Genomic DNA, 19613 nt, shown 5'->3' with positions numbered 1-19613 from the left:
TGATGTGTCCGGTACGCCTGGTCAGCGGGTGCACGACCGCGTGGGTTGAAGCACCGGGCGGGGCGGAGTCGCGGGTCGTGCCGATCCCGCCGGAGCTGGTGGGGATCCTGCGGCGACACGTCAACCGGTTCGGCGCCGCCGATGATGGTCGGTTGTTCCGCAGCGACAAGGGAAACGTGGTGGCCGCGTCGACATACTCGCGGGTGTGGAAGGCGGCGCGAGGGCTGGCGCTGAAGTGCCCCGCACGGGCGGCGACGTCGATTGCCGGAACACCGGAGTTCAGCCGCAGCGACACCGCCGCGTGCCGTAGGGTCGTACGGCCGCCTGGCCAGCGGGGACACCACCTGCACCGGAGTTCCGTGGACGTGCTGCTGAAGGTGTACGCCAAGTGCATCGACGGCCAGGAGGCGACGGTCAACGAGCAGATCGAGGCCGCGTTGGGTGGTCCGGGTGCGTAGTCTGCGAGGTGTCCTCACCAGTCCGGATCTTGGCGGAAACAGCCGGCGCGACCTGGGAAAACGCAGCCAAGATCAATCCGTGAATAGTCCGTGGGCAGCGACGAACGGCGGCTTCGGGTGGCATCCGGTTGCACAGGTCGATCGATCGACGCACGAACGTATCCGCTGCTCAGATGGCGTTCTGGCTGATCTTCGAGGTGCCCCCGGCAGGATTCGAACCTGCGACACACGGTTTAGGAAACCGATGCTCTATCCCCTGAGCTACGAGGGCGCGAGGGCCTAGTCTAGCGACCTGAGGGTTCACCTGGGTGGCAGGGCGTGGCCCACGTTCACCCACGCTTCTCGGACCGCCGTTCTCCCAGCCCAGGACTACACCCGGAGCACACGAACCCGGTTGCGGCCGATGGTCGGCAGCGGTGACCCACACTGGCACCGGTTCGCCCATGTTGGCACCCGCCGGAGAGCACACACCGCGCACCTCATCGAAGATCAACGACATTCAACTACGAGCCATCCCGCCCGCGTACGCACCGGCGCGTCTCGCTGCCAAGATCCTCGCGTGCGCCGCCGCCTGCACAGGCAGGCAACAACGGGGTGGTCCCACACCTGGCGCTGGCCGCGACCCCACTGGCACCGCATACCTCCGAGTCGTTGGTCGCCCGGTGGAGCGCGACGTTCTTGACCAAGCCGGCCACAGCCGCACCCGGGTCGGGATCGCTGTCTGATCCACCACCAACCGGGGCGGTGCACGGCGGGTATCGCCGCAGCCGGGTCCGCCGTCAGCGCAGCGAGTGGCTGGGCGTCGCCCAAGCACGCAGCAACCGGCCCGGTCCACCCGGCGATCTTCCTGGAAGCGACCGACGCGCAATGTGACCTACGAAGACGCATGCCCTGGCCTGGCTACTTCACGGAGAGGGCTCGCGTGACGCCCCAAAGCGATCGCAGGGAAACCCTTGCCCTCCAACGGAAGTAGCCTTAGGTTGCATCGATGATCCTCAGCGAGGAGCCTCGCCCTGACCCTCCTCAGGGTGTCAGCCACGATCTGCCGCCCGAGGATCTCGGTGGCATCGCCTATCTGCGTGGACTTTCGAGACGGGGGTTCATCACAGGCGCCGCGTTGGCGGCATCCGGGGTGTCGGCCGCCTTTGCTCTGCTGCCCGGCTCCGCTCAGGCTGCCGGCAGCTATCAGAGGCCGTGCGGAAACGTCCGGATCTCGAGCTCGTGGCAAGACCACCGGAACCGGACGCCGCCCTCGGGAGAGCCGGGCACCGACTATGCGGTCGGAACCGGCACTCCCGTCAAGGCCGCGGCGAACGGCACCATCCGTTACGTGAAGACCGACACCTCCACCGCGACCGGGCGCGTCGTGGGGATGGCCCACGATGATGGCAACTACACCCGGCACCTGCACCTGTCGACGATCGCCGTCTCGACCGGGCAACGTGTGTCGCGAGGCCAGACGATCGCGTACTCCGGCGCCTCGGCGAACGGCAGTGACCGCGGTGTCGGGCCGCATGTGCATACGAGTCTCTGGCTGAACACCGGCAGTCCGACGAATTTCCGCGCGACGGTGGATTTCGAGAACTACGTCGGAGACGTCGCCAACCCGAACCCGTCCGACCAGGAGGTAGATGAAGTGTTCATCGCGAATGTGAAGGGCAACTGGTACCTCGTTGTTCCCCAGGGCACCGGCAAGCCGCGGGCGGTGGTCCTTGGTGGCGACAGCAATGCCGGCGCTTCCGGCCTCCCCGTCCTGAACTTCAGCTGGGACCCGTCGATCAATGCACTCAGGGCCGCGGTCGACGGCATCGGCTGATCTGGCCTGACGCGTCACGGCGGCCAGGGATACACGCGGTGCAGGAAAACGGCAGCGTTGTCGTGCGTCGCCACCCAGGTCCGTTCGGCGTCGGCCATCTCGTCGTCGACCCAGACGAACCGCCGTCCTGCGGCCCACTCGACGAAACACAGTAGGTCTTCCAGTGCCGCCGGCTGCTGCCGTCATCGCCGTCCGGCAAGTCGCGATCGTGTGGGCCATCCGCGTGCCGCCGGCGCGGATGTCGCCGTTTCGAGAGCACTAACCTCGGGCGATGCGACACGTCCCCGTCGAACCGGCCTCGCTCACCTCGGCCGAACGCGCGATCGATGCCCGCTTGCGCGTCGCGCTGGCCCGGCTGCCGCGTCACGGGCCGGCCGGGTGGCTGACCGAGTTCCTGGCCTTCGGGCTCAAACAGGCATGGGCATGTGTGTTTGGCGCTGCCATGCTCGCGGTCATCTGCGCGGCGCACCTGTGGTATCCGGACGAAGCAGCGTTCGCCCGCAACGATGCCCTCACGGTCGCCGCCGTCGCCATCCAGGTCGCGATGGTGGCCGGCCGCCTCGAGACCCTGCGCGAGCTACGAGTGATCGTCCTGTTCCACCTCGTCGGAACGCTCATGGAGCTGTTCAAGACCCACATCGGTTCGTGGACCTACGAGCCCGACGGCGTGCTCCGGCTCGGCGGGGTGCCCCTGTTCAGCGGCTTCATGTACGCCGCGGTCGGCTCCTACATGGTCCGGGTGAACCGGTTGTTCGACCTGCGCTTCACGCGCTACCCGAAGCGCTGGTCGACGGCCGTGGTGGCGGCTGCGATCTATCTCAACTTCTTCGCCAACCACTACGTGCAGGACCTGCGGTGGCTGCTCGTCGCGCTCGTCGCACTCGTGTTCGGGCGCTGTGTCATGCACTTCCGCATATTCCGGGTGCGGTGGCGGATACCGCTGCTGCTGGCCTTCCTCCTCGTCGCCTTCTTCATCTGGCTCGCGGAGAACATCGCCACCTGGTCGAACGCCTGGCTCTACCCGAGCCAAGTGGGCGGATGGCATCCGGTCTCGCTGACAAAGCTGACGTCGTGGTTTCTCTTGATGATCATTTCGGTCGTGCTGGTCACCTGGATCTCGCCGCCGCAACCGCCCGACGACCGGCAGCCGCCCCGACGGGCCGATGAGACAGCGCTCGACCCGGTGCCGGCCGGCCAGCAGGAGCGGCGGAACGTCAGGCGCTCTGAATCCTGACCAGGTCTCAGCTTCCAGCGAGACCGTCGTCGGCGAGAGCCGTCAGCGGGACCGTCGTCCGCGAGAGCCGTCGGCGCAGCCCCGGCCCGCCGTCCCGTCGATATCCGCTGACGCCCGAGGCGGGCAGTGGGTCAGGAGGCTGTGGCGGACTTCGTGGCGGGGCCGGCCGAGGCGGCGCCCTGAGTGAGGCGGCGGGTCAGGACCTGAGGGCCGGAAGCCGTGATGGCGACGGTGTGTTCGGAGTGGGCGGTGCGGGAGCCGTCGGCGGAGCGGATCGTCCAGCCGTCCTTGTCGAACTTGATCTTGTCCGTGGAGCGGCAGAACCAGGGCTCGATGGCGATGGTGAGGCCGGGGTTGAGCTTCAGGCCGCGGCGGGGGCGGCCGTCGTTGGACACGTGCGGGGCCTCGTGCATGGTGCGGCCGATGCCGTGGCCACCGAACTCGGCGTTGACGCCGTAGCCGTAGGAGCGGGCGACCTCGCCGATCGCGGCGGAGATGTCGCCGAGGCGGCCACCGGGCTGGGCGGCGGTGATGGCGGCCTCCAGTGCGACCTCGGTGGCCTCGATCAGCTTCAGGTCGGCCGGGTCGGGGGTGCCGACGACGACGGAGAGCGCGGAGTCGGCGACCCAGCCGTCGATGCCGACCGCCATGTCGATGCTGAGCAGGTCGCCGTCGCGCAGGACATAGTCGTGCGGCAGGCCGTGCAGCACCGCGTCGTTGACCGACAGACACAGCACGTTGCGGAACGGGCCGCGGCCGAACGAAGGGGCGTAGTCCCAGTAGCAGGATTCGGCGCCGCGTTCCTTGATCCGGCGGCGGGCGTGGTGTTCGAGGTCCATCAGGTTGACGCCGACCGCGGCGACGTCGCGCAGTTCGGCGAGCAGTTCGCCGACGAACTGGCCGGTCACCGCCATCCGGTCGATCTCCTCGGCGGACTTGAGCTCGATCACGACAGCCTCCCTCTCCCCTGTGCGGTATTTTTATACCACGCCAGGTCGGGATGCTCCGGGGGTATCCTGCTGGCATGGTTCGCCAACCACTCACCGCCGAACAGATCGCAGCGGGCCAGCGCCTCGGAGCCGCCCTCCGGGCCGCGCGGGCGGGCCGCAGCCTCGTCGAGGTGGCCCTGGCAGCCGGCATCTCCCCCGAGACGCTGCGCAAGATCGAGGCGGGCCGCCTTCCCGCACCGGCGTTCGGCACCGTGGTCGGCCTCAGTCAGGCGCTCGACGTCCCGCTCAGCGACCTGGCCGACGTCTGGCGGGCCGACATGCCCGTCCGCCAGGCTTCCTAGGGACCAGCCGCTCAAGGCGGTGATGACTGACGGAGCGGGAACCGCGCCCGTGGAGGGAACGCTGCGGCCGGACGGCGCCGGCTCGGGGCGGGTCGTCATCACCTCGCGGGTCCATCAAGGCCATGGCCTCGGGCTCATGCCGGTCCGACGGTCTGGCCGCCGTCGATGACCATGGCGTGGCCGATGACGAAGGCCGCGGCGTCCGAACAGAGCCAGAGCACGGCTGCGGCGATCTCGTCGGCGGTGCCCATGCGCCCGATCGGTTCCTGGGCGATGACGCGGTCGCGTCCTTCGGAAGTGCCGCCGGTGAAGCGGTCCATCATCTCGGTGGCGACGATGCCGGGGCAGACGGCGTTGATGCGTACGCCGGAACGGGCGTAGTCGAGGGCGGCGGACCTGGTGAGCCCGACGACGCCGTGCTTGGCGGCGGTGTAGGCGGCCTGTCCCGCGATACCGACGACCCCGGCGCCGGAGGAGGTGTTCACGATCGCGCCACCGCCGTGCTGGAGCAGCAGCGGGATCTCGTGCTTCATGCACAGGAACACGCCGCGCAGGTTGATCGCGACGGTCCGGTCCCAGTCGTCCTCGGTGATGTCGGCGGTGGGCGTGACGGGCTGCTCGACGCCGGCGTTGTTGAAGGCGACGTCGAGGCGGCCGAACGTCTCGACGGTCTGTGCCAGGGCGGCGGTCACGTCCTGGGACGAGGTGACGTCGCACCGGACGGCGAGCGCCCGACCGCCGAGTTCCTCGATCATGCGCACGGTTTCCCGGACGCCTGGCTCGGAGACGTCGGCGGCGGTGACGCTGGCACCGGCGCGGGCGAACGCCAGTGCGGTGGCGCGGCCGATGCCGCTGGCCGCGCCGGTGACGAAGGCGACCTTGCCCTCGTAGTCGGCGGTCTTGCCCGTGGCGGTCATGGTCTGCTCCTCGTCGTCGGGGTCGGTGGCGCCGGCTCGTGCCCTCGTGGGTGCCGGCGGGTGGCTGTCAGGCGTGGTGCTGGTTCGCGATCAGGTACTGCTCCTCGGTGTGGTGCTCGGCCAGGGGCGAGGCAGCGCCCTGCTGGCGCGGGCGCTCGTCATGGCCTCGCAGCCCGGTGCGGAAGCTGCGGGGCCACCGGCTGGCTTCCCTCTAGCCGGGTGTTGAATCTGCTCGCGGTGCCAGCCGGCGTCAGCGATGGTGACGGTGGGACCGCCCTGCACCCTCCCGCGCTGTTGCGCCGTCGCTGTCGGGCGGCGCGGAGTTGTCCACCCGCAGCGCCGAGTTCCGCACCCGGTGGGGAACCCACGACGTCCGCCACCACGGCACCGGCGCGAAACGGTTCCACCATCACATCGTCGGCGACCTCACCCTCGCCTACGAGGGCCTGGAGATGGCCGCCGAACCCGGCCTCACCCTCACCATCTACGCCGCCGAACCCGGCTCACCGTCCGAGGACGCGCTGCGCCTGCTCGCCTCCTGGGCCGCCTCCCAGGAATCGGACACCACCGCGCGGAAACTGCCCACCGAGTAGTTTCAGCCCGACCTGGACGTTCGGCCGCGCCGGCACTCACGCTGCGCGAGTGCCGGCGTCGGAACGGCCGAGGTGCTCAGTCGCAGCCCAACCCCTGGGCGTACGCGGGCGGCGGGTTCCCGGCGGCGACCTTGTCGGCGATCTCCCAGAACACCTCCGGCCAGTCGCCCTCGTCGTTCATCTGGTGCAGCACCCGCCAGTTGTGGCTGCTGCGCAGGGCGTCGCCGGCGCGCTGGAGAGCGGCGTCGTCGCCGACCCGCTTCGCGCGTAGCCATTCGGCAATCCATGCGCAGCCGACCCGGGAGGTCACCTGGGCGCCGAACTGGTAGGAGTCGTTGGTGCCGACGTCACCCAGCGCGGTGGGGTCGAAGTTCGGCGGAAGCGGCACGTCGGCGAGCACCTTGGCCGCCTCCTCGTTTACCCGCGCGGGCGTGACGATCTCCGCCGGTAGCGCGGCCAGCCAGGTGCGTACGTCGACACGGACGACGGCGGCGAGGACCTCGTCGAACTCGTCCCGGCTCCAGCCTCCTCCGGTACGGAGCTCGACGAAGACGCCGTCGCGGGGGCGGAGCATGACCGCGAAGTCGTCGGCGCTGTAGCGGAACAGGTCACCCGGCCAGCCGTCGACCCGCACCGCTTTCGGGGGGCTGACATTGCGCCGGTCGGCGTGGTAGCCCTCGTACTGTGCGGCCGGGTACCAGTTCATCTCCAACTGGCGCCCGCCGTTGCTGAACGCGATGGTGCCCTGCTGCTCGGTGAACCCGTAGACGGTGGTCACCTTCCAGCCCGGCTGGTCGATGAGCAGCCGCGGGTTCCCCTCGGCGGCCTTCATCGCCACGGGCGAGTAGACGACGGGGGCGCCCGCGCTGGCGGCGTCCGTGGGAGGGGACTGGCTGTCGTCCGGATGCTCTCGGAACACGGTGGAGACGACGAGGACACCGGTGAGGACGGCGGCGGCGGTCAGCGCGCCGGCGAAGCGGCGGACCGTGCCGCGGCCCACGCGGGAGCGTGGTGGCGGTGATTCGACGACGCGTTCGAGCCTCGGCTCGGACATGATCTCCTCCAGGAGGATCTGCTTCGCCCCGTCCAGGTGCCCGACGACATCGGGTCGGTAGGGGTCGGCGTCTCGAACCATCCGGTCGAGGTGCTCCTCGGTCATCGGTCCTCCTTCGGGGTGGGTGCGGTCAGGACGTCGAGTACATGTCCGGCTGGGTCGGGGTCGTCACGGACGAGGTCGCGCAGCCTGGCCCGGGCGCGCGAGAGGCGGGTACGGACCACGGCCGGGTTCACCCGGAGGACCGCGGCCGCCTCACGGGGCTCCAGGCCCTCCCAGACGGTCAGCATCAGCACCTCCCGGTCCAGCTCGCACAGGCGGGCCAGCGCGGCCCGGACGGCGAGCCGTTCCGGCACCTCACTGCCCGGGTCGGCGGCGATCGCGGCCGTGATCCCCTGCCGTAGCCGCTCGCCCAGCCGCTGCCGGCGTCTGCCGCTGCGGTGGTGGTTGGCGAGCACACGCCGGGCGACGCCGTACAGCCACAGCCGGGTCTCGGCGTCCGTCGGCATCTCGTGTCTGCGCCGCCAGGCCACGAGGAAGGTCTCCGCGACCACGTCGGCCGCGTCCTCGGGATGCTCGACGCGCCGCAGGGCGTACGCCAGCAGCGGCTCGAAGCCGTCGGCGTAGACGCGTCGGAAATGGTCCTCGTGCTCGGTCGCGGAGGTCACGTCCATTCCATGTCCGGTCGGACGCCGATCGTGACGGCCCCGGCCCGGAATGGGCCTCGATCCGTTCCCGCGAGTCGTCCCGGCCGGCCCTCGCAGAACTGCCGGGGCCCTCCGGTCAGGAGCGGCCGGAGCTGATGCGGTCCAGGTGGGGCGCGAGTTCGTCGGTGATCAGCAGGTCGCGGCGGATCTCGTCGTGCGGGTAGCCGGCCCGGCCCACCATGTGCGCCGCGACGGGCGCGGTGGCGAGTTGGAAGGCGCCGACGAGCACGAGGGTGGTGATGTCCACGCCCGTACGCAGGCGCAGCGCGCAGCCGAGCAGGACGAGCAGCAGGCCGAGCACCTGGGGCTTGGCCGCCGCGTGCATCCGGGCGAGCAGGTCGGGGAAGCGCAGCAGCGCCGCCCCGGCGGCGACGCAGAGCAGCGCGCCGGCGATCAGGCACACGCCGGCGGCGACGTCGAGGACGGCGTCGAGCGTCACTTGTCGTTCCTCCGGGCGGCGAACCGGGCGACGCTGACCGAGCCGACGAACCCGAGGATGGCGAGGACGACCAGCACGGGCAGCGCGGTGGCGTCGCGGCTGTAGGCGGCCTCGGTGGCGATGGCGGCGACGACGACGGCGAGCAGGACGTCGGTCGCGACGGCGCGGTCGAGGATGGACGGTCCGCGGATGATGCGGACGAGGGTCAGCCCGACGGCCACGGCGAGCAGCGCGGCGACGGTCACGGCGACGACGGTCATCTGGGTACCCCTTCCGGGTGGGCCGGCTCCGACGGGCCGGCGGCGTGGGGTTGCGTCACGCGGCGCAGTTCGTCGGGCGAGCCGATGGCGGCGACGATCCGCGCTTCGAGGTCGAGCACGCCCTGCCGGAACCGCTCGACCTCCTCGCGGCTGCGTACGCCGATGACGTGCACGTAGAGGGTGCCGGTCGTCCGGTCGGCCTCGATGATGAGGCTGCCGGGCACCAGGGACAGCGCCTCGGCGGTCAGCGTGAGGTTGAGGTCGGTGTTGACCCGCAGCGGCACGGCGATGATCGCGCTGAGCGGGGGTTTCCCGATCCGCACCGCCAGCCAGGCGATCTGGGCGGAGGCGACCACGAGGTCCCGCAGGAAACGCACCCAGAACCGCGCGAGCGGCACGGGGCGGATCCGTCCGGCGAAGGTCACCGGTGGCAGTGGGAAGACCGCCAGCAGCACGACGGAGAGCACCAGCCCGCTGATCAGGTTGGCCCAGGAGAGGGTGCCCCACAGCAGCACCCAGACGCCGGTCAGCCCGGTCACGGCGACGATCCGGTTGCGCCGGAGGGCCGTGCGGGTCAGCGGCGGGTTCGCCGGCGCGACGGGCTTCGGCGGGCTCATCGGGTCACTGGTCACGGGGCACCGTCCGGAAACACGGCCTCGACGTACGGGGTCCGGCGCAGCAGGTCGTCGGCCGCGTCGGTGCTGATGTCGAACAGCGGCCCGGCCACCACGGTCAGCGCCAGGCCGAGCACCACCAGGGCGGCGGTCGACCCGATCATCAGCCGCGGCAGCACGGCGCCCGACGCCTCGGGGTCCGCTTCCCGGTGCGGCTGCTCGGCGCCCTCGGTGCGGGCGGCCCGCACGGCGTCGCCGGCGGCGGGCATGTCCGGGTGCGGGGCACGCCAGAAGGCCAGGTTCCAGACGCGGGCGATGGCGTAGAGGGTGAGCAGGCTGGTGAGCAGACCGCCGACGACGAGCGTCCAGGCCAGCGGACCGCCGTCGTCCACGCCGGCCTGGACGAGGCCGAGCTTGCCGAGGAAGCCGGAGAACGGTGGGATGCCGGCGAGGTTGAGCGCGGGCAGGAAGAACAGCACGGCCAGCAGCGGCGAGAGTCGGGCCAGCCCGCCGAGCCGGTCCAGGGCGGTGCTCCCGCCCCGGCGTTCGACGAGGCCGGCGGCGAGGAACAGGGTGGTCTGGATGGTGATGTGGTGCACCACGTAGAAGATCGCCGCGGACAGCCCGAGGGAGGTGCTCAACCCGACGCCGAAGAGCATGTAACCGATGTGGCTGATGAGGGTGAACGACAACAGCCGTTTGACGTCGGACTGGGCGACCGCGCCGAGGATGCCCACCACCATCGTCAGCGCCGCCACCACCAGCAGCAGGTCGGCGGTGCGCCCGCCGGGGAACAGCAGCGTCTCGGTGCGGATGATCGCGTAGACGCCGACCTTGGTGAGCAGGCCGGCGAAGACCGCCGTGACCGGCGCCGGGGCGGTGGGGTAGCTGTCCGGCAGCCAGGCCGACAGCGGGAACACGGCCGCCTTGATGCCGAAGGCGAGCAGCAGCATGCCCTGCAGCACCAGCCGGATGTCGTCCGGCAGCGCGTCGAGCCGGTCCACGAGCTGGGCCAGGTTGAGCGTGCCGGTCGCCGCGTAGACCAGGCCGATCGCGACCAGGAAGATCAGCGACGAGAGCAGGCTGACCACGACGTACGTGGTGCCGGCCCGGATCCGGGTCTCCGTGCTGCCCAGGGTCAGCAGCACGTAGCTGGCGACCAGCAGGATCTCGAAGCCGACGTAGAGGTTGAACAGGTCGCCGGAGAGGAACGCGTTGCACACGCCGGCGGTCAGCACGAGGTAGGTCGGGTGGTAGACCGACAGCGGCGTCTCCTCGTTGCCGTCGGCCGTGCCCTGCCCGATCGAGTAGACGAGCACGCAGAGGGTGACGGCGGCGGAGACGACGAGCATCAGCGCGGCGAGCTGGTCGGCGACCAGGACGATGCCCAGCGGCGCCACCCAGCCGCCGACCTCGACGACCAGCGGCCCGTCCACGGAGGAGCGGACCAGCAGCGTGGCCGCCACGGCGACGGTGGCGGTGAGGACCGTGAGGCTGACCCAGCGCTGGGCGCGGGGCCGGCCGACGAGCAGCAGCGTCAGGGCCGCGCCGAGCAGCGGCATCACCACCGGCAGGGGTACGAGCCAGGTCATCGGCCCCTCCCCGCGTCCCCGGCCGGGCTGGCCGTGGTGTCGTCGGCGGGCACGGTGGCCAGGGCGACGTCGCCGTCGCCGTCACCGTCTCCGGCGTCGTTGTCGGCGGTGCCCGGTCCCTCGTCCCGGTCGGCCAACTCCATGATGCGGCGGTCCTCGACGTCGTCCTGCACCTCGTCGTGCCCGTTGAGGTGCCAGCTGCGGTACGCCAGGGCGAGCAGGAACGCGGTCATGCCGAGGGTGATGACGATCGCGGTCAGCACCATGGCCTGGGGCAGCGGGTCGCTCATGTCCCCCTCGGCGGTGGTGCCGACGATCGGCGGCCCGCCGGCCTTGCCGCCGGTGAGCAGCAGGAGGTTGGCGCCGTTGCCGAGCAGGATGACGCCCATCAGCACCCGCGTCAGGCTGCGCTCCAGCAGCAGCGTCACCCCAGCGGCGAAGAGGACGCCCACCACGAGGACGTAGGTCAGGTTCGGGTTCACACCAGCTCCTTCGTCCGGTCGTCGGCCTGTTCGGTCTCGCGTTGGTCGGTCTCCTGTTGCCGGTCCATCTCCGCGCCCAGGCTGCGCAGGATGTCCAGGACCAGGCCGACCACGATGAGGTAGACGCCGACGTCGAAGAAGACCGACGTGACGAAGTGGACGTGGCCGAAGACCGGCAGGTGCAGGTCCAGCAGGGCGCTCTGGAGGAACTCCCCGCCCAGCAGCATCGCGGCGACGCCCGTGCCGACCGCGACGAACAGCCCGGCGCCGAGCACCGCGCCGGCGTCGACCGGGGCGGCCCCGTTGAGTTCCGTGCGCCCGCCCGCCAGGTAGCGCACGGCCAGCGCGAGCCCGGCCACCAGTCCGGCGGCGAAGCCGCCGCCGGGGGCGTTGTGCCCGGAGAAGAGCAGGTAGATCGAGAAGAGCACGATGGCGTGGAACAGCAGCCGGGTGACGACCTGGAGGATGACCGACTGCTGACGGGTGGTGGCGCCGGTGGTGAGCCAGCGGGGCCGCGCCGACTCGGTGCGGCCGACGCCGGGGATGCCCCTGCGCAGGTCGAGGTCCCGGGAGTGGCGGAAGATGAGGCTGGCCACGCCGGTGGCGGCCACCACCAGCACGGCGATCTCGCCCATGGTGTCCCAGGCCCGGATGTCGACCAGGGTCACGTTGACGATGTTCTTGCCGCCGCCGTAGGAGACGGCCTCGTCGGGGAAGTCGACGGAGATCGGGGTGGCGATCCGCGCTCCCGCCGCCACGTACGCCATGCCTGCGGTGACCACGCCCACGGCGACGCCGAGCGCGATGCGACCGCGCCGGCTGGACCGGATGGGCCGTTCGGAGAACTTGGCGGGAAGGTGGCGCAGGACCAGTACGAACATGACGATCGTGACGGTCTCCACCAGGAACTGGGTCAGGGCCAGGTCCGGGGCGCCGTGCAGGATGAACAGCAGCGCGGTGCCGTAGCCGGCGACGCCGACGAGGATCATCGCGGTCAGTCGGCGCCGGGCGCGGGCGGCGGCCACGGCGGCCACGATCACCACCGCGGCGGCGACGGCCTGCAACGGGGTGTCCCACAGTTGGAACCGCTGCGGCCAGGGCATCCCGGCCAGCAGCGCCCCACCCGGCAAGGTGATCATCACCAGCAGGATGACGCCGAGGTAGAAGGGGAGGGAGCCGCGCTGGGTGGCGCCGGTCAGCTCCACCGCAAGCCGGTCCACCCCGCCGATGAGCCGGTCGTAGACCGCGGCCCCGTCGAAGGGCAGTCGAACCGACGCGCCCAGTCGCCCCCGGTGCCGCAGGAGGAACAGCCCCACGCCGCCGGCGACCGCCAGCGCCGACAGGCCCAGCGCCAGGGTCGGCCCGTGCCACAGCGCGAGGTGGTAGCCGGGCTCCGCACTCTCGTACAGGTCCGCGTACGGGGCGAGGACCTTGTCGACGGCGGGCGCGAAGAGCCCCACCGCCAGGCCGGCGGCGGCGAGCACGACGGCCGGCGCGAGGAAGGGCCACCCGGCCGACCGGGCCTCGGTGGCGGGCACGTCGCCTTTGGTCGCGAACGCGCCCCAGACGAAACGCAGCGTGTACGCCACGGTCAGCGCCGAGCCGAGCACCAGGCCGGCGAGCACCACCAGGTCGCCGGTGCCGCCGTGCAGGAACGCCTCGACCGCCGCCTCCTTGGCGACGAATCCGGCCAGCGGCGGGAGGCCGGCCATGGAGGCCGCCGCGAGGCCCGCCACCACCGCGAGCGCCGGCGCCCGCCGCCCGAGGCCGCTGAGTTCGCGCAGGTCACGGGTGCCGGCTACGTGGTCGACGACCCCGACGACGAGGAACAGGGTGGACTTGAACAGCGCGTGGGCCAGCACCATCGCCGCGCCGGCCAGCGCGGTGTCGCGGGTGCCGGCACCGAGGACCACCATCAGCAGGCCGAGCTGGCTGACCGTGCCGTAGGCCAGCAGCAGCTTCAGGTCGGCCTGCCGCAGCGCCGCCCATCCGCCGAGGAACATGGTGATCAGCCCGCCGGCCAGCAGCACCGGCCGCCACGGCGTGACCCCGACCACGGCCGGTCCCATCAGCGCGACGAGGAACACACCCGCTTTGACCATCGCCGCGGCGTGCAGGTAGGCGCTGACCGGGGTGGGCGCGGCCATCGCGCCGGGCAGCCAGAAGCTGAAGGGGAAGATCGCCGACTTGCTCAGCGCGCCGAGCAGGATCAGCACCAGGGCCACGGCCAGGTAGCCGCCGCCGGGCAGGTCGGTGGCGATCTGCGACCAGCGGTACGTGCCGGCGTGCTGGCCGAGCATGACGAACCCGGCGAGCATCGCCAGGCCACCCAGGGTGGTCACCAGCAGCGCCTGCATGGCTGCGCGCCGGCTGGCCCGCTTGGTGGGGTCGCTGCCGATCAGCAGGTAGGAGAGGACGGTCGTCAGCTCCCAGAACACGTACAGCAGCAGCAGGTCGTCGGAGACCACCAGGCCGAGCATCGCCCCGGCGAACGCGACGAAGACGGCCGCGAAGCGGCCCAGGCCTGGGTCGTCGGAGCGGAAGTAGCGGGCGCTGTAGGCGAGCACCAGCGCCCCGACCCCGCCGACGAGCACCACCATCAGCCAGGCCAGGGTGCCCATCCGCAGGGCGATCTCCAGGCCGAGCTGGGGAACCCAGGTGACCGTCTCGACGACCGGATTGCCGGAGCGGACCGTCCCGGTCCGGGTCAGCGCCCAGACCAGGGTCGCCGCGGGGGCCAGGGCCACCAGGTAGAGCCCTTTTCGGCCCCAGATACGTATCAGTCCCGGGGCGATCACGGCTGCGAGTGCGTGGACCGCCACCAGAACCAGCACATACCCTCCCCAGAGTTCGACAACCGGTTAGCCAACCCTAACCGGTAAGGAGCGAATCTGCATATCGGCGATACGGCGCCGCCGGCGTGCCCGTGCCCGCCGGCGGCGCGAACGACCGGCCGTCGGCCTCCCGTCGGGAGGTCCACGGGGGCCGATGCGGCGGCCTCGTCGCCCGCGCCCCTCCTGCTTATCATGATCAGGAGGCGATCGCCCACCTTGCGGATACCCTTGGCGACCTGGCGAGCAGGGCGACGACGCGCACCCGGGCGCGACGCGACGGTGCCGGAAATCGAGGGCGACGGATGGGTGGGGCGATGCGGAGTGGGATGCTGGTGTCGACCCGGACGGCTCTCGCCGGGGCGACGGGCAACGCCCTCGTGATGGGTGTGGCCGAGGTGAGCACGCCGCTCGGCTGGGTGCTGCTTCCGGGGCTGCTCGGCGTGTCCACCCGCCCCCGGGTGGCGGCGCTGATCTCCGCCTGGGCGGCCGTCCTGCTGGCGGCGTCCGTGGTCGTTCCCGTCGTACCCGGACACCGCGCCGATCCGTGGGCGCTCGGCGCCTCCGCGGCGAGCCTGGCCGCCGTACCGCTGCTGGCCTGGGCCAGGCGACGCCGCGAGGCGCGGGCCGTCGCCCGCGTGCCCGCGCCCCGCGACGTCGCCGTGTTCACCATGCCCGCCGGCACGGGACGCGCCGCGCTGGCCGTCTGCCGCGCCCCCGGGGAGGTCGCGGCGGCGGTACCGCTGCGCCGGGGTGGCCTGCGCGTCCTCCTCGGCGTGGCGCACGGCGCCACCCTGGCCCGCCCGGAGCACACCCGGGCGCTGGAGTCGGCCTTCCGCGACGAGGCCCTGCGCGGCGGCGGATCGTTGCCGCGGATCGCCGGGGCCCTCGACGACCTCGTGCGGGGCATCGCCCCGGGCGGTTACCTCGCCGCCACCCTGGTGGAGGTCTCCCCCGAGGGGCGCGTCACCCTGCTGCGCTGCGGCGGCCCGGACGTCACCGCGCACGCCGGAGACGGGGCCCGTCCCGCGGACCTGCCCGACGCCGGCCCGCTCGGCCTGACCGGGGCGGCGACCAGCGTGACGGAGGCGCCGGCCGGCGCCCGGCGACTGACGGTCGCCCCGGCCGACGCCGGGCCGCGCCGGCCGACCGAGGAGGCGCTGCGGTCCCCGCGTGCCGCGGACGCCGTGGTCGCGCTGACCCGACGCCCCGGCGGCGGCCGCCGGACCGGCCCGGCACTGGTGGTCGACCTGCCGCCCGAGCGGCCCGCCTGACCGCCGACCCCGGCCCGGCGGGCGAACGCGGGGTGGCGGGCAAGGGGCGACCCCGAGCGACGGCCCCGGTCAGCGCTGCCAGCGCACGACCCCGCCGACCACGGTGAGCGCCACCGTGAGGTCGCGCAGGTCCGCCGGCTCGACCCGGTACGGGTCGGTGGGCAGCGCGATGAAGTCCGCGAGCATCCCCGGGGTCAGCCGCCCCTTCAGGTGCTCCTCATAGGAGGCGTACGCGCCCGCCTCGGTGAAGCAGCGCAGCGCCGTGTCGAGATCGACCCGCTCGTGCGGGTCCACGCCGCCGGGCGGGGTGCCGTCGGGCTGCTGCCGGGTCACCGCGGCGTGGATGCCGAAGAACGGATCCGGGTCCTCCACCGGGGCGTCCGAGCCGAAGGCCACCGTCGCGCCGGCGTCCAGCAGGCTGCGCCAGGCGTACGAGGCGAGGTCCCGGCCGGCGAGCATCCGGCTGGTCAGGGGGATGTCGCTGGTGCAGTGGGTGGGCTGCATCGAGGCGATCACGCCCAGCCGGGCCAGCAGCGGCACGTCCGCCGGGCGCAGGTGCTGGGTGTGCTCGATCCGGTGCCGCAGCCGCCGTACCGCCGTCGGGTTGGTGCGCGCCGACTCCTGCCAGTTGGCGTACGCCCGCAGCACCATCCCGTTCGCCGCGTCGCCGATGGCGTGCGCCGCCACGGCGATGCCGGCCCCGGCCGCCTTCGCCACCAGCCGCTCGAACTCCTCCGCCGGGGTGACGGCGATGCCGTGGTTGTCGGGCTCGCCGTCGTACGGCTCGGTCATCAGGCAGGTGTGCGAGCCGAGCGCCCCGTCGGTGAAGATCTTGACGGGGCCGGTGCTCAGCCAGCGGTCCCCGTCGCCGGTCGCCCAGCCCAGGTCGATCACCTCGTCCAACGCGGTCGACGGGATCGACTTGTGCACCCGCAGCGGCAGCTCGCCCCGGGCGTACAGGGTCTCGTAGGCGGCCCGGCAGTCCTGCCCGTCGATGTCGTGGATGCTGGTCAGGCCGACGGAGAGCAGCCGGGGCAGGTGGGTGCGCAGTTGCGCGACCAGGTCACCGCTGAGCGAGGTGCGCATGACGTCGTACGCCGCGTCGCCGGCCGCCTCCCGCAGGATGCCGGTCGGCTCGCCGCGTTCGTCGCGGACGATCTGCCCGCCGATCGGATCGGGGGTGCCGGCGTCGATGCCGAGTCGCCGGAGCGCGGCGGTGTTGACCCAGGTGGTGTGCCCGTCGATGGTGGGCAGCACGGCGGGCCGGTCCGGGCAGACACGGTCCAGGTCGGCCCGGGTCGGCTGCACCGGGCGGTCCCACTTGTGGCTGTCCCAGCGCCCGCCGAAGAGCCAGGCGTCGGGCGGCAGGGTGGCCGCGTGCCGGGCGATCCGCGTCAGCGCCTCGTCGAGGCTGGTGGTGCCGCGCAGGTCCACCTGCTCCAGGCCGCGCACGTAGAGCGCCGAGTGCAGGTGGCTGTCGATCAGGCCGGGCAGCACCGTCATCCCGCCGAGGTCGACGCGGCGCGCGCCGGCGCCGGCGCGGTCACGGCACTCGTCGAGGTCCCCGACGGCGACGATGCGCTCGCCGCGCACCAGCATCGCCTCGGCGTGCGGACGGGCGGGGTCGAGGGTGTGGATCCGGGCGTTCTCGAAAACCGTACCGGTCATGGGCTGCCTGCTTCGACGGTCGGGCGGGGCCGTCCATGCTAGACAGCAGCCCTCGGCGACGGGCGCGGTGGCACCCGGCGGCGGGGGCGTCGGGGAGGGTCGCCACCGGGCCGCTTGCGGTACGCTACCGACCAGTCACTACTACGACCCGTCGTGATCACCGTCGGGCACCCGCCCTCCGGTGGCCGACACGGAGGTGCCGGATGGCTGACGACGCGGAGCTGACCGCGTGGGCGCTGGCCGCCGGCCGGGGTGACCGGACGGCCGCCGCCTGCTTCGTCCGGGCGACGCAGCAGCAGGTCCGCCGCTTCCTCGCCGCGCTGGTCGCGCCCCGCGAGGCGGACGACCTGACCCAGGAGACCTTCCTGCGAGCGATGCGGTCGCTGCCGTCGTACGCCGGACGCTCCTCGACGCGGACGTGGCTGCTCGCCATCGCCCGCCGGGTCGCGGCGGACCACGTCCGTACCGTCACGTCACGGCCGCGCACGGTGCCGATGCCCGACGGGTACGACGTCCCCGACCCGGCGCGCAGCGGCTTCGACCGGCAGGTCGTGCTCGAACGCCTCATCGCGGCGTTGCCCAGGGACCGGCGGGAGGCGTTCGTCGCCACCCAGGTGCTGGGCCTGTCCTACGCCGAGGCCGCGGAGGTGTGCGGCTGCCCGGTGGGCACCATCCGCTCCCGGGTGGCCCGGGCCCGGGAGGATCTGGTCGCCGCCGCGCACGGCTGGTCGGAGCCGGACGCGGGCCGGGGCGGCGACGCCACCGGTTGACCCACCCGCCCGCGCTGACCTGCGGGAAGGCTACGGCCCACGAAACTGCGCGGGAACCAACGACGGGTCCGGGACGACTACCGGTACATGGGGTGTGAGCAGTGGCGTGAGGTGCTGTCGGCGCAGTTGGACGGGGAGGAGACCGCCGCCGAGCGGACAGCCGTGGCGGCCCACCTGGCCGGCTGCGCCGGCTGCCGGACGTGGTACGACCGGGCCACGGCGGTGACCCGCCGGGCGCGGCTGTCGGTCGCCGTCGCCGGTGACGACCGCACCGACGCCATCCTCGGCGCGCTGCCCGCCCCGGCTCCGCGCCGCCGGCGGGAACGGGTCGTGCTCACGCTGCGGGCGGTCCTGGGCCTGGTCGGGGCGCTGCAACTCGTGCTGGGCCTGGCGCAGATCGGACGCGGCACGGCGAGCGCCCACGCACACGCGGCGACCGGCGGGCTGATGTCGGGGCACCTGTGGCACGAGTCGGCGGCGTGGAACGTCGCCGTGGGCGCGGGCTTCCTCTTCGTGGCCGCCCGGCGCACCCCGCCGACCGGACTGGTGCCGATGTTGAGCGCCTTCGTCGGCATGCTGGCGCTGCTGTCGGTCAACGACCTGCTGACCGGGCGGGTGGACACCGCCCGGCTGGTCAGCCACGGCTTCCTGCTCGCGGGCTACGTCATCGTCGTCGCCCTGTCCCGCCCGGGGCTGCGCCCCGACGGCCCGGCGCGGCGCAGCCGCCCGGACGAACCCCGCTGGAGCCTGCCCGCCGACGAGCCCACGGAGGCACCGGGGCTGCGGCTGCTCCCGTCGCCGTATCCCGGCTCCGCCCACGTCTCCGACCGCCGCGCGGCCTGACCGGTCACCAGCTGCCCGGCCGACCACCACCAACCAGGAGAAGCGCCAGACATGCACATCCCGTCCCGCCGCCCGACCGTCGCGGCCCTCGTCGCCGCCGCGCTGGCCGCCGCGCTGCTGCTCGTACCGGCCGCCCCCGCCGCCGCGCACAACACGCTGCGGGCCGCCAGCCCCGCCGACGGCGACCGCCTGACGACACCACCGACGCGGGTCACGCTGGAGTTCGCGCAGCGGCTCGACCCGACCTTCACCACCATCGCGCTGACCGACGCCGCCCGGCGGAAGATCCCCACCGGCGGGCCCACCGTCGACGGGACGAAGGGCACGGTGACCGTCGACGAGACGCTGGGCGAGGGCACCTACACCGTCGCCTACCGGATCGTCTCCGCCGACGGGCATCCGGTGCAGGGGTCGTACCGGTTCACCGTCGCCGGCGGCGGCGACACCACCGGCGGGGCGGGCACGGCGACCGGGGCGGTCACCGATCCGCCGGCCGCCGCCGCGTCTGCCGCCGCCGCACCGACCGCTGCCGCGGCCCCGACCGCTGCTGCCGCCCCGCCGGCCGCCGGGTCGGTCGACCCCGCCGCCGCGACCGGCTCCGGCGGCCTCGGGACGGGCGGCGTGCTGCTGGCCGCCGGGGTCCTGGTCGCCGTCCTCGGCGGGACCGCGCTGCTGCTGCGCCGGCGCCGCGAGACCCGCTGACCGGCAGCACCCCGACCCCGCCCCTCCGGCACCGCGCCCCGGGCCGCCCCCGGACGCGAACCGCCGCC

The 19613-nt window shown here is 72.8% G+C and carries 20 protein-coding genes and 1 tRNA gene; 9 read left to right on the top strand and 12 right to left on the bottom strand.

Going from position 1 to position 19613, the window contains the following annotated elements:
- The first annotated feature begins 77 nt into the window (after window positions 1–77).
- Complete coding sequence (locus tag OG989_RS10275; protein ID WP_327030373.1) at window positions 78–458, top strand: hypothetical protein; 381 nt, start codon at window positions 78–80, stop codon at window positions 456–458.
- Window positions 459–656: 198 nt separating this feature from the next.
- Here the strand turns inward: OG989_RS10275 and OG989_RS10270 are convergent.
- Window positions 657–729: transfer RNA gene (locus tag OG989_RS10270), tRNA-Arg, on the bottom strand.
- Window positions 730–1446: 717 nt separating this feature from the next.
- On the opposite strand from OG989_RS10270, the gene OG989_RS10265 reads away from it, so the two are divergent.
- Together OG989_RS10265 and OG989_RS10260 are read left to right on the top strand one after the other, a co-directional pair.
- On the top strand, window positions 1447–2274 hold the full coding sequence (locus OG989_RS10265; RefSeq protein ID WP_151453971.1) for a M23 family metallopeptidase: 828 nt from the start codon (window positions 1447–1449) through the stop codon (window positions 2272–2274).
- Between the two features lie 271 nt (window positions 2275–2545).
- Entirely contained in the window at window positions 2546–3508 is a 963-nt protein-coding gene (locus OG989_RS10260; RefSeq protein WP_327030372.1) for a DUF817 domain-containing protein, read from the top strand.
- Between the two features lie 131 nt (window positions 3509–3639).
- Here OG989_RS10260 and map read toward each other — a convergent pair whose 3' ends face one another.
- Complete coding sequence (gene map, locus OG989_RS10255) at window positions 3640–4458, bottom strand: type I methionyl aminopeptidase (protein WP_327030371.1); 819 nt, start codon at window positions 4456–4458, stop codon at window positions 3640–3642.
- Between the two features lie 74 nt (window positions 4459–4532).
- Here map and OG989_RS10250 point away from each other — a divergent pair, with 74 nt between their 5' ends.
- Window positions 4533–4799 (top strand): helix-turn-helix domain-containing protein, encoded by a 267-nt coding sequence (locus OG989_RS10250; RefSeq protein WP_132231774.1) that lies wholly within the window; start codon window positions 4533–4535, stop codon window positions 4797–4799.
- 134 nt (window positions 4800–4933) lie between these two features.
- Here OG989_RS10250 and OG989_RS10245 read toward each other — a convergent pair whose 3' ends face one another.
- Window positions 4934–5716, bottom strand: coding sequence for an SDR family oxidoreductase (locus tag OG989_RS10245; RefSeq protein WP_327030370.1), 783 nt, complete (start codon window positions 5714–5716; stop codon window positions 4934–4936).
- A 323-nt stretch (window positions 5717–6039) separates the two neighbouring features.
- Here OG989_RS10245 and OG989_RS10240 point away from each other — a divergent pair, with 323 nt between their 5' ends.
- Window positions 6040–6309, top strand: coding sequence for an MmyB family transcriptional regulator (locus OG989_RS10240; protein ID WP_327030369.1), 270 nt, complete (start codon window positions 6040–6042; stop codon window positions 6307–6309).
- Between the two features lie 76 nt (window positions 6310–6385).
- Here OG989_RS10240 and OG989_RS10235 read toward each other — a convergent pair whose 3' ends face one another.
- The 8 genes from OG989_RS10235 to OG989_RS10200 form a co-directional block, all read right to left on the bottom strand.
- Window positions 6386–7468, bottom strand: a complete 1083-nt coding sequence (locus OG989_RS10235) for a hypothetical protein (RefSeq protein WP_327030368.1) — start codon at window positions 7466–7468, stop codon at window positions 6386–6388.
- The gene (locus OG989_RS10230; protein ID WP_327030367.1) at window positions 7465–8037 is read right to left on the bottom strand and encodes an RNA polymerase sigma factor; all 573 of its coding nucleotides are present in this window, start codon (window positions 8035–8037) and stop codon (window positions 7465–7467) included. Before OG989_RS10230 ends, OG989_RS10235 begins: the two co-directional genes overlap by 4 nt.
- Window positions 8038–8146: 109 nt before the next feature.
- Window positions 8147–8509 carry a monovalent cation/H(+) antiporter subunit G gene (gene mnhG / locus OG989_RS10225; protein ID WP_151453966.1) on the bottom strand — a complete coding sequence of 121 codons (363 nt, stop codon included), beginning with the start codon at window positions 8507–8509 and terminating at the stop codon, window positions 8147–8149.
- Complete coding sequence (locus tag OG989_RS10220; RefSeq protein WP_089002241.1) at window positions 8506–8769, bottom strand: monovalent cation/H+ antiporter complex subunit F; 264 nt, start codon at window positions 8767–8769, stop codon at window positions 8506–8508. Before OG989_RS10220 ends, mnhG begins: the two co-directional genes overlap by 4 nt.
- Complete coding sequence (locus OG989_RS10215) at window positions 8766–9386, bottom strand: Na+/H+ antiporter subunit E (RefSeq protein ID WP_442791948.1); 621 nt, start codon at window positions 9384–9386, stop codon at window positions 8766–8768. The genes OG989_RS10220 and OG989_RS10215 overlap by 4 nt, the downstream gene beginning before the upstream one ends.
- An 11-nt stretch (window positions 9387–9397) precedes the next feature.
- Window positions 9398–10975 carry a Na+/H+ antiporter subunit D gene (locus tag OG989_RS10210; protein ID WP_151453965.1) on the bottom strand — a complete coding sequence of 526 codons (1578 nt, stop codon included), beginning with the start codon at window positions 10973–10975 and terminating at the stop codon, window positions 9398–9400.
- Window positions 10972–11457, bottom strand: a complete 486-nt coding sequence (locus tag OG989_RS10205; RefSeq protein ID WP_225852117.1) for a Na(+)/H(+) antiporter subunit C — start codon at window positions 11455–11457, stop codon at window positions 10972–10974. Before OG989_RS10205 ends, OG989_RS10210 begins: the two co-directional genes overlap by 4 nt.
- The gene (locus OG989_RS10200; RefSeq protein ID WP_327030365.1) at window positions 11454–14291 is read right to left on the bottom strand and encodes a Na+/H+ antiporter subunit A; all 2838 of its coding nucleotides are present in this window, start codon (window positions 14289–14291) and stop codon (window positions 11454–11456) included. The genes OG989_RS10205 and OG989_RS10200 overlap by 4 nt, the downstream gene beginning before the upstream one ends.
- Window positions 14292–14605: 314 nt before the next feature.
- On the opposite strand from OG989_RS10200, the gene OG989_RS10195 reads away from it, so the two are divergent.
- Window positions 14606–15562 carry a hypothetical protein gene (locus tag OG989_RS10195; RefSeq protein ID WP_225852116.1) on the top strand — a complete coding sequence of 319 codons (957 nt, stop codon included), beginning with the start codon at window positions 14606–14608 and terminating at the stop codon, window positions 15560–15562.
- 69 nt (window positions 15563–15631) lie between these two features.
- Here OG989_RS10195 and OG989_RS10190 read toward each other — a convergent pair whose 3' ends face one another.
- Window positions 15632–17230, bottom strand: a complete 1599-nt coding sequence (locus OG989_RS10190) for an amidohydrolase (RefSeq protein ID WP_151453963.1) — start codon at window positions 17228–17230, stop codon at window positions 15632–15634.
- Window positions 17231–17433: 203 nt separating this feature from the next.
- On the opposite strand from OG989_RS10190, the gene OG989_RS10185 reads away from it, so the two are divergent.
- The 3 genes from OG989_RS10185 to OG989_RS10175 all read left to right on the top strand — a co-directional run bounded on the left by OG989_RS10185 (window position 17434) and on the right by OG989_RS10175 (window position 19545).
- Entirely contained in the window at window positions 17434–18000 is a 567-nt protein-coding gene (locus tag OG989_RS10185) for a sigma-70 family RNA polymerase sigma factor (protein WP_151453962.1), read from the top strand.
- 87 nt (window positions 18001–18087) lie between these two features.
- Window positions 18088–18843: a zf-HC2 domain-containing protein gene (locus OG989_RS10180; protein ID WP_327030364.1), complete on the top strand. Its 756-nt coding sequence runs from the start codon at window positions 18088–18090 to the stop codon at window positions 18841–18843.
- 51 nt (window positions 18844–18894) lie between these two features.
- On the top strand, window positions 18895–19545 hold the full coding sequence (locus tag OG989_RS10175) for a copper resistance CopC family protein (protein ID WP_151453960.1): 651 nt from the start codon (window positions 18895–18897) through the stop codon (window positions 19543–19545).
- Window positions 19546–19613 lie beyond the last annotated feature (68 nt).

This window comes from Micromonospora sp. NBC_01740, assembly GCF_035920365.1.
GTDB lineage: Bacteria > Actinomycetota > Actinomycetes > Mycobacteriales > Micromonosporaceae > Micromonospora > Micromonospora reichwaldensis.
The sequence above is the reverse complement of the archived record's forward strand: the minus strand, read 5'-3'. Positions and strand labels throughout refer to the sequence as shown.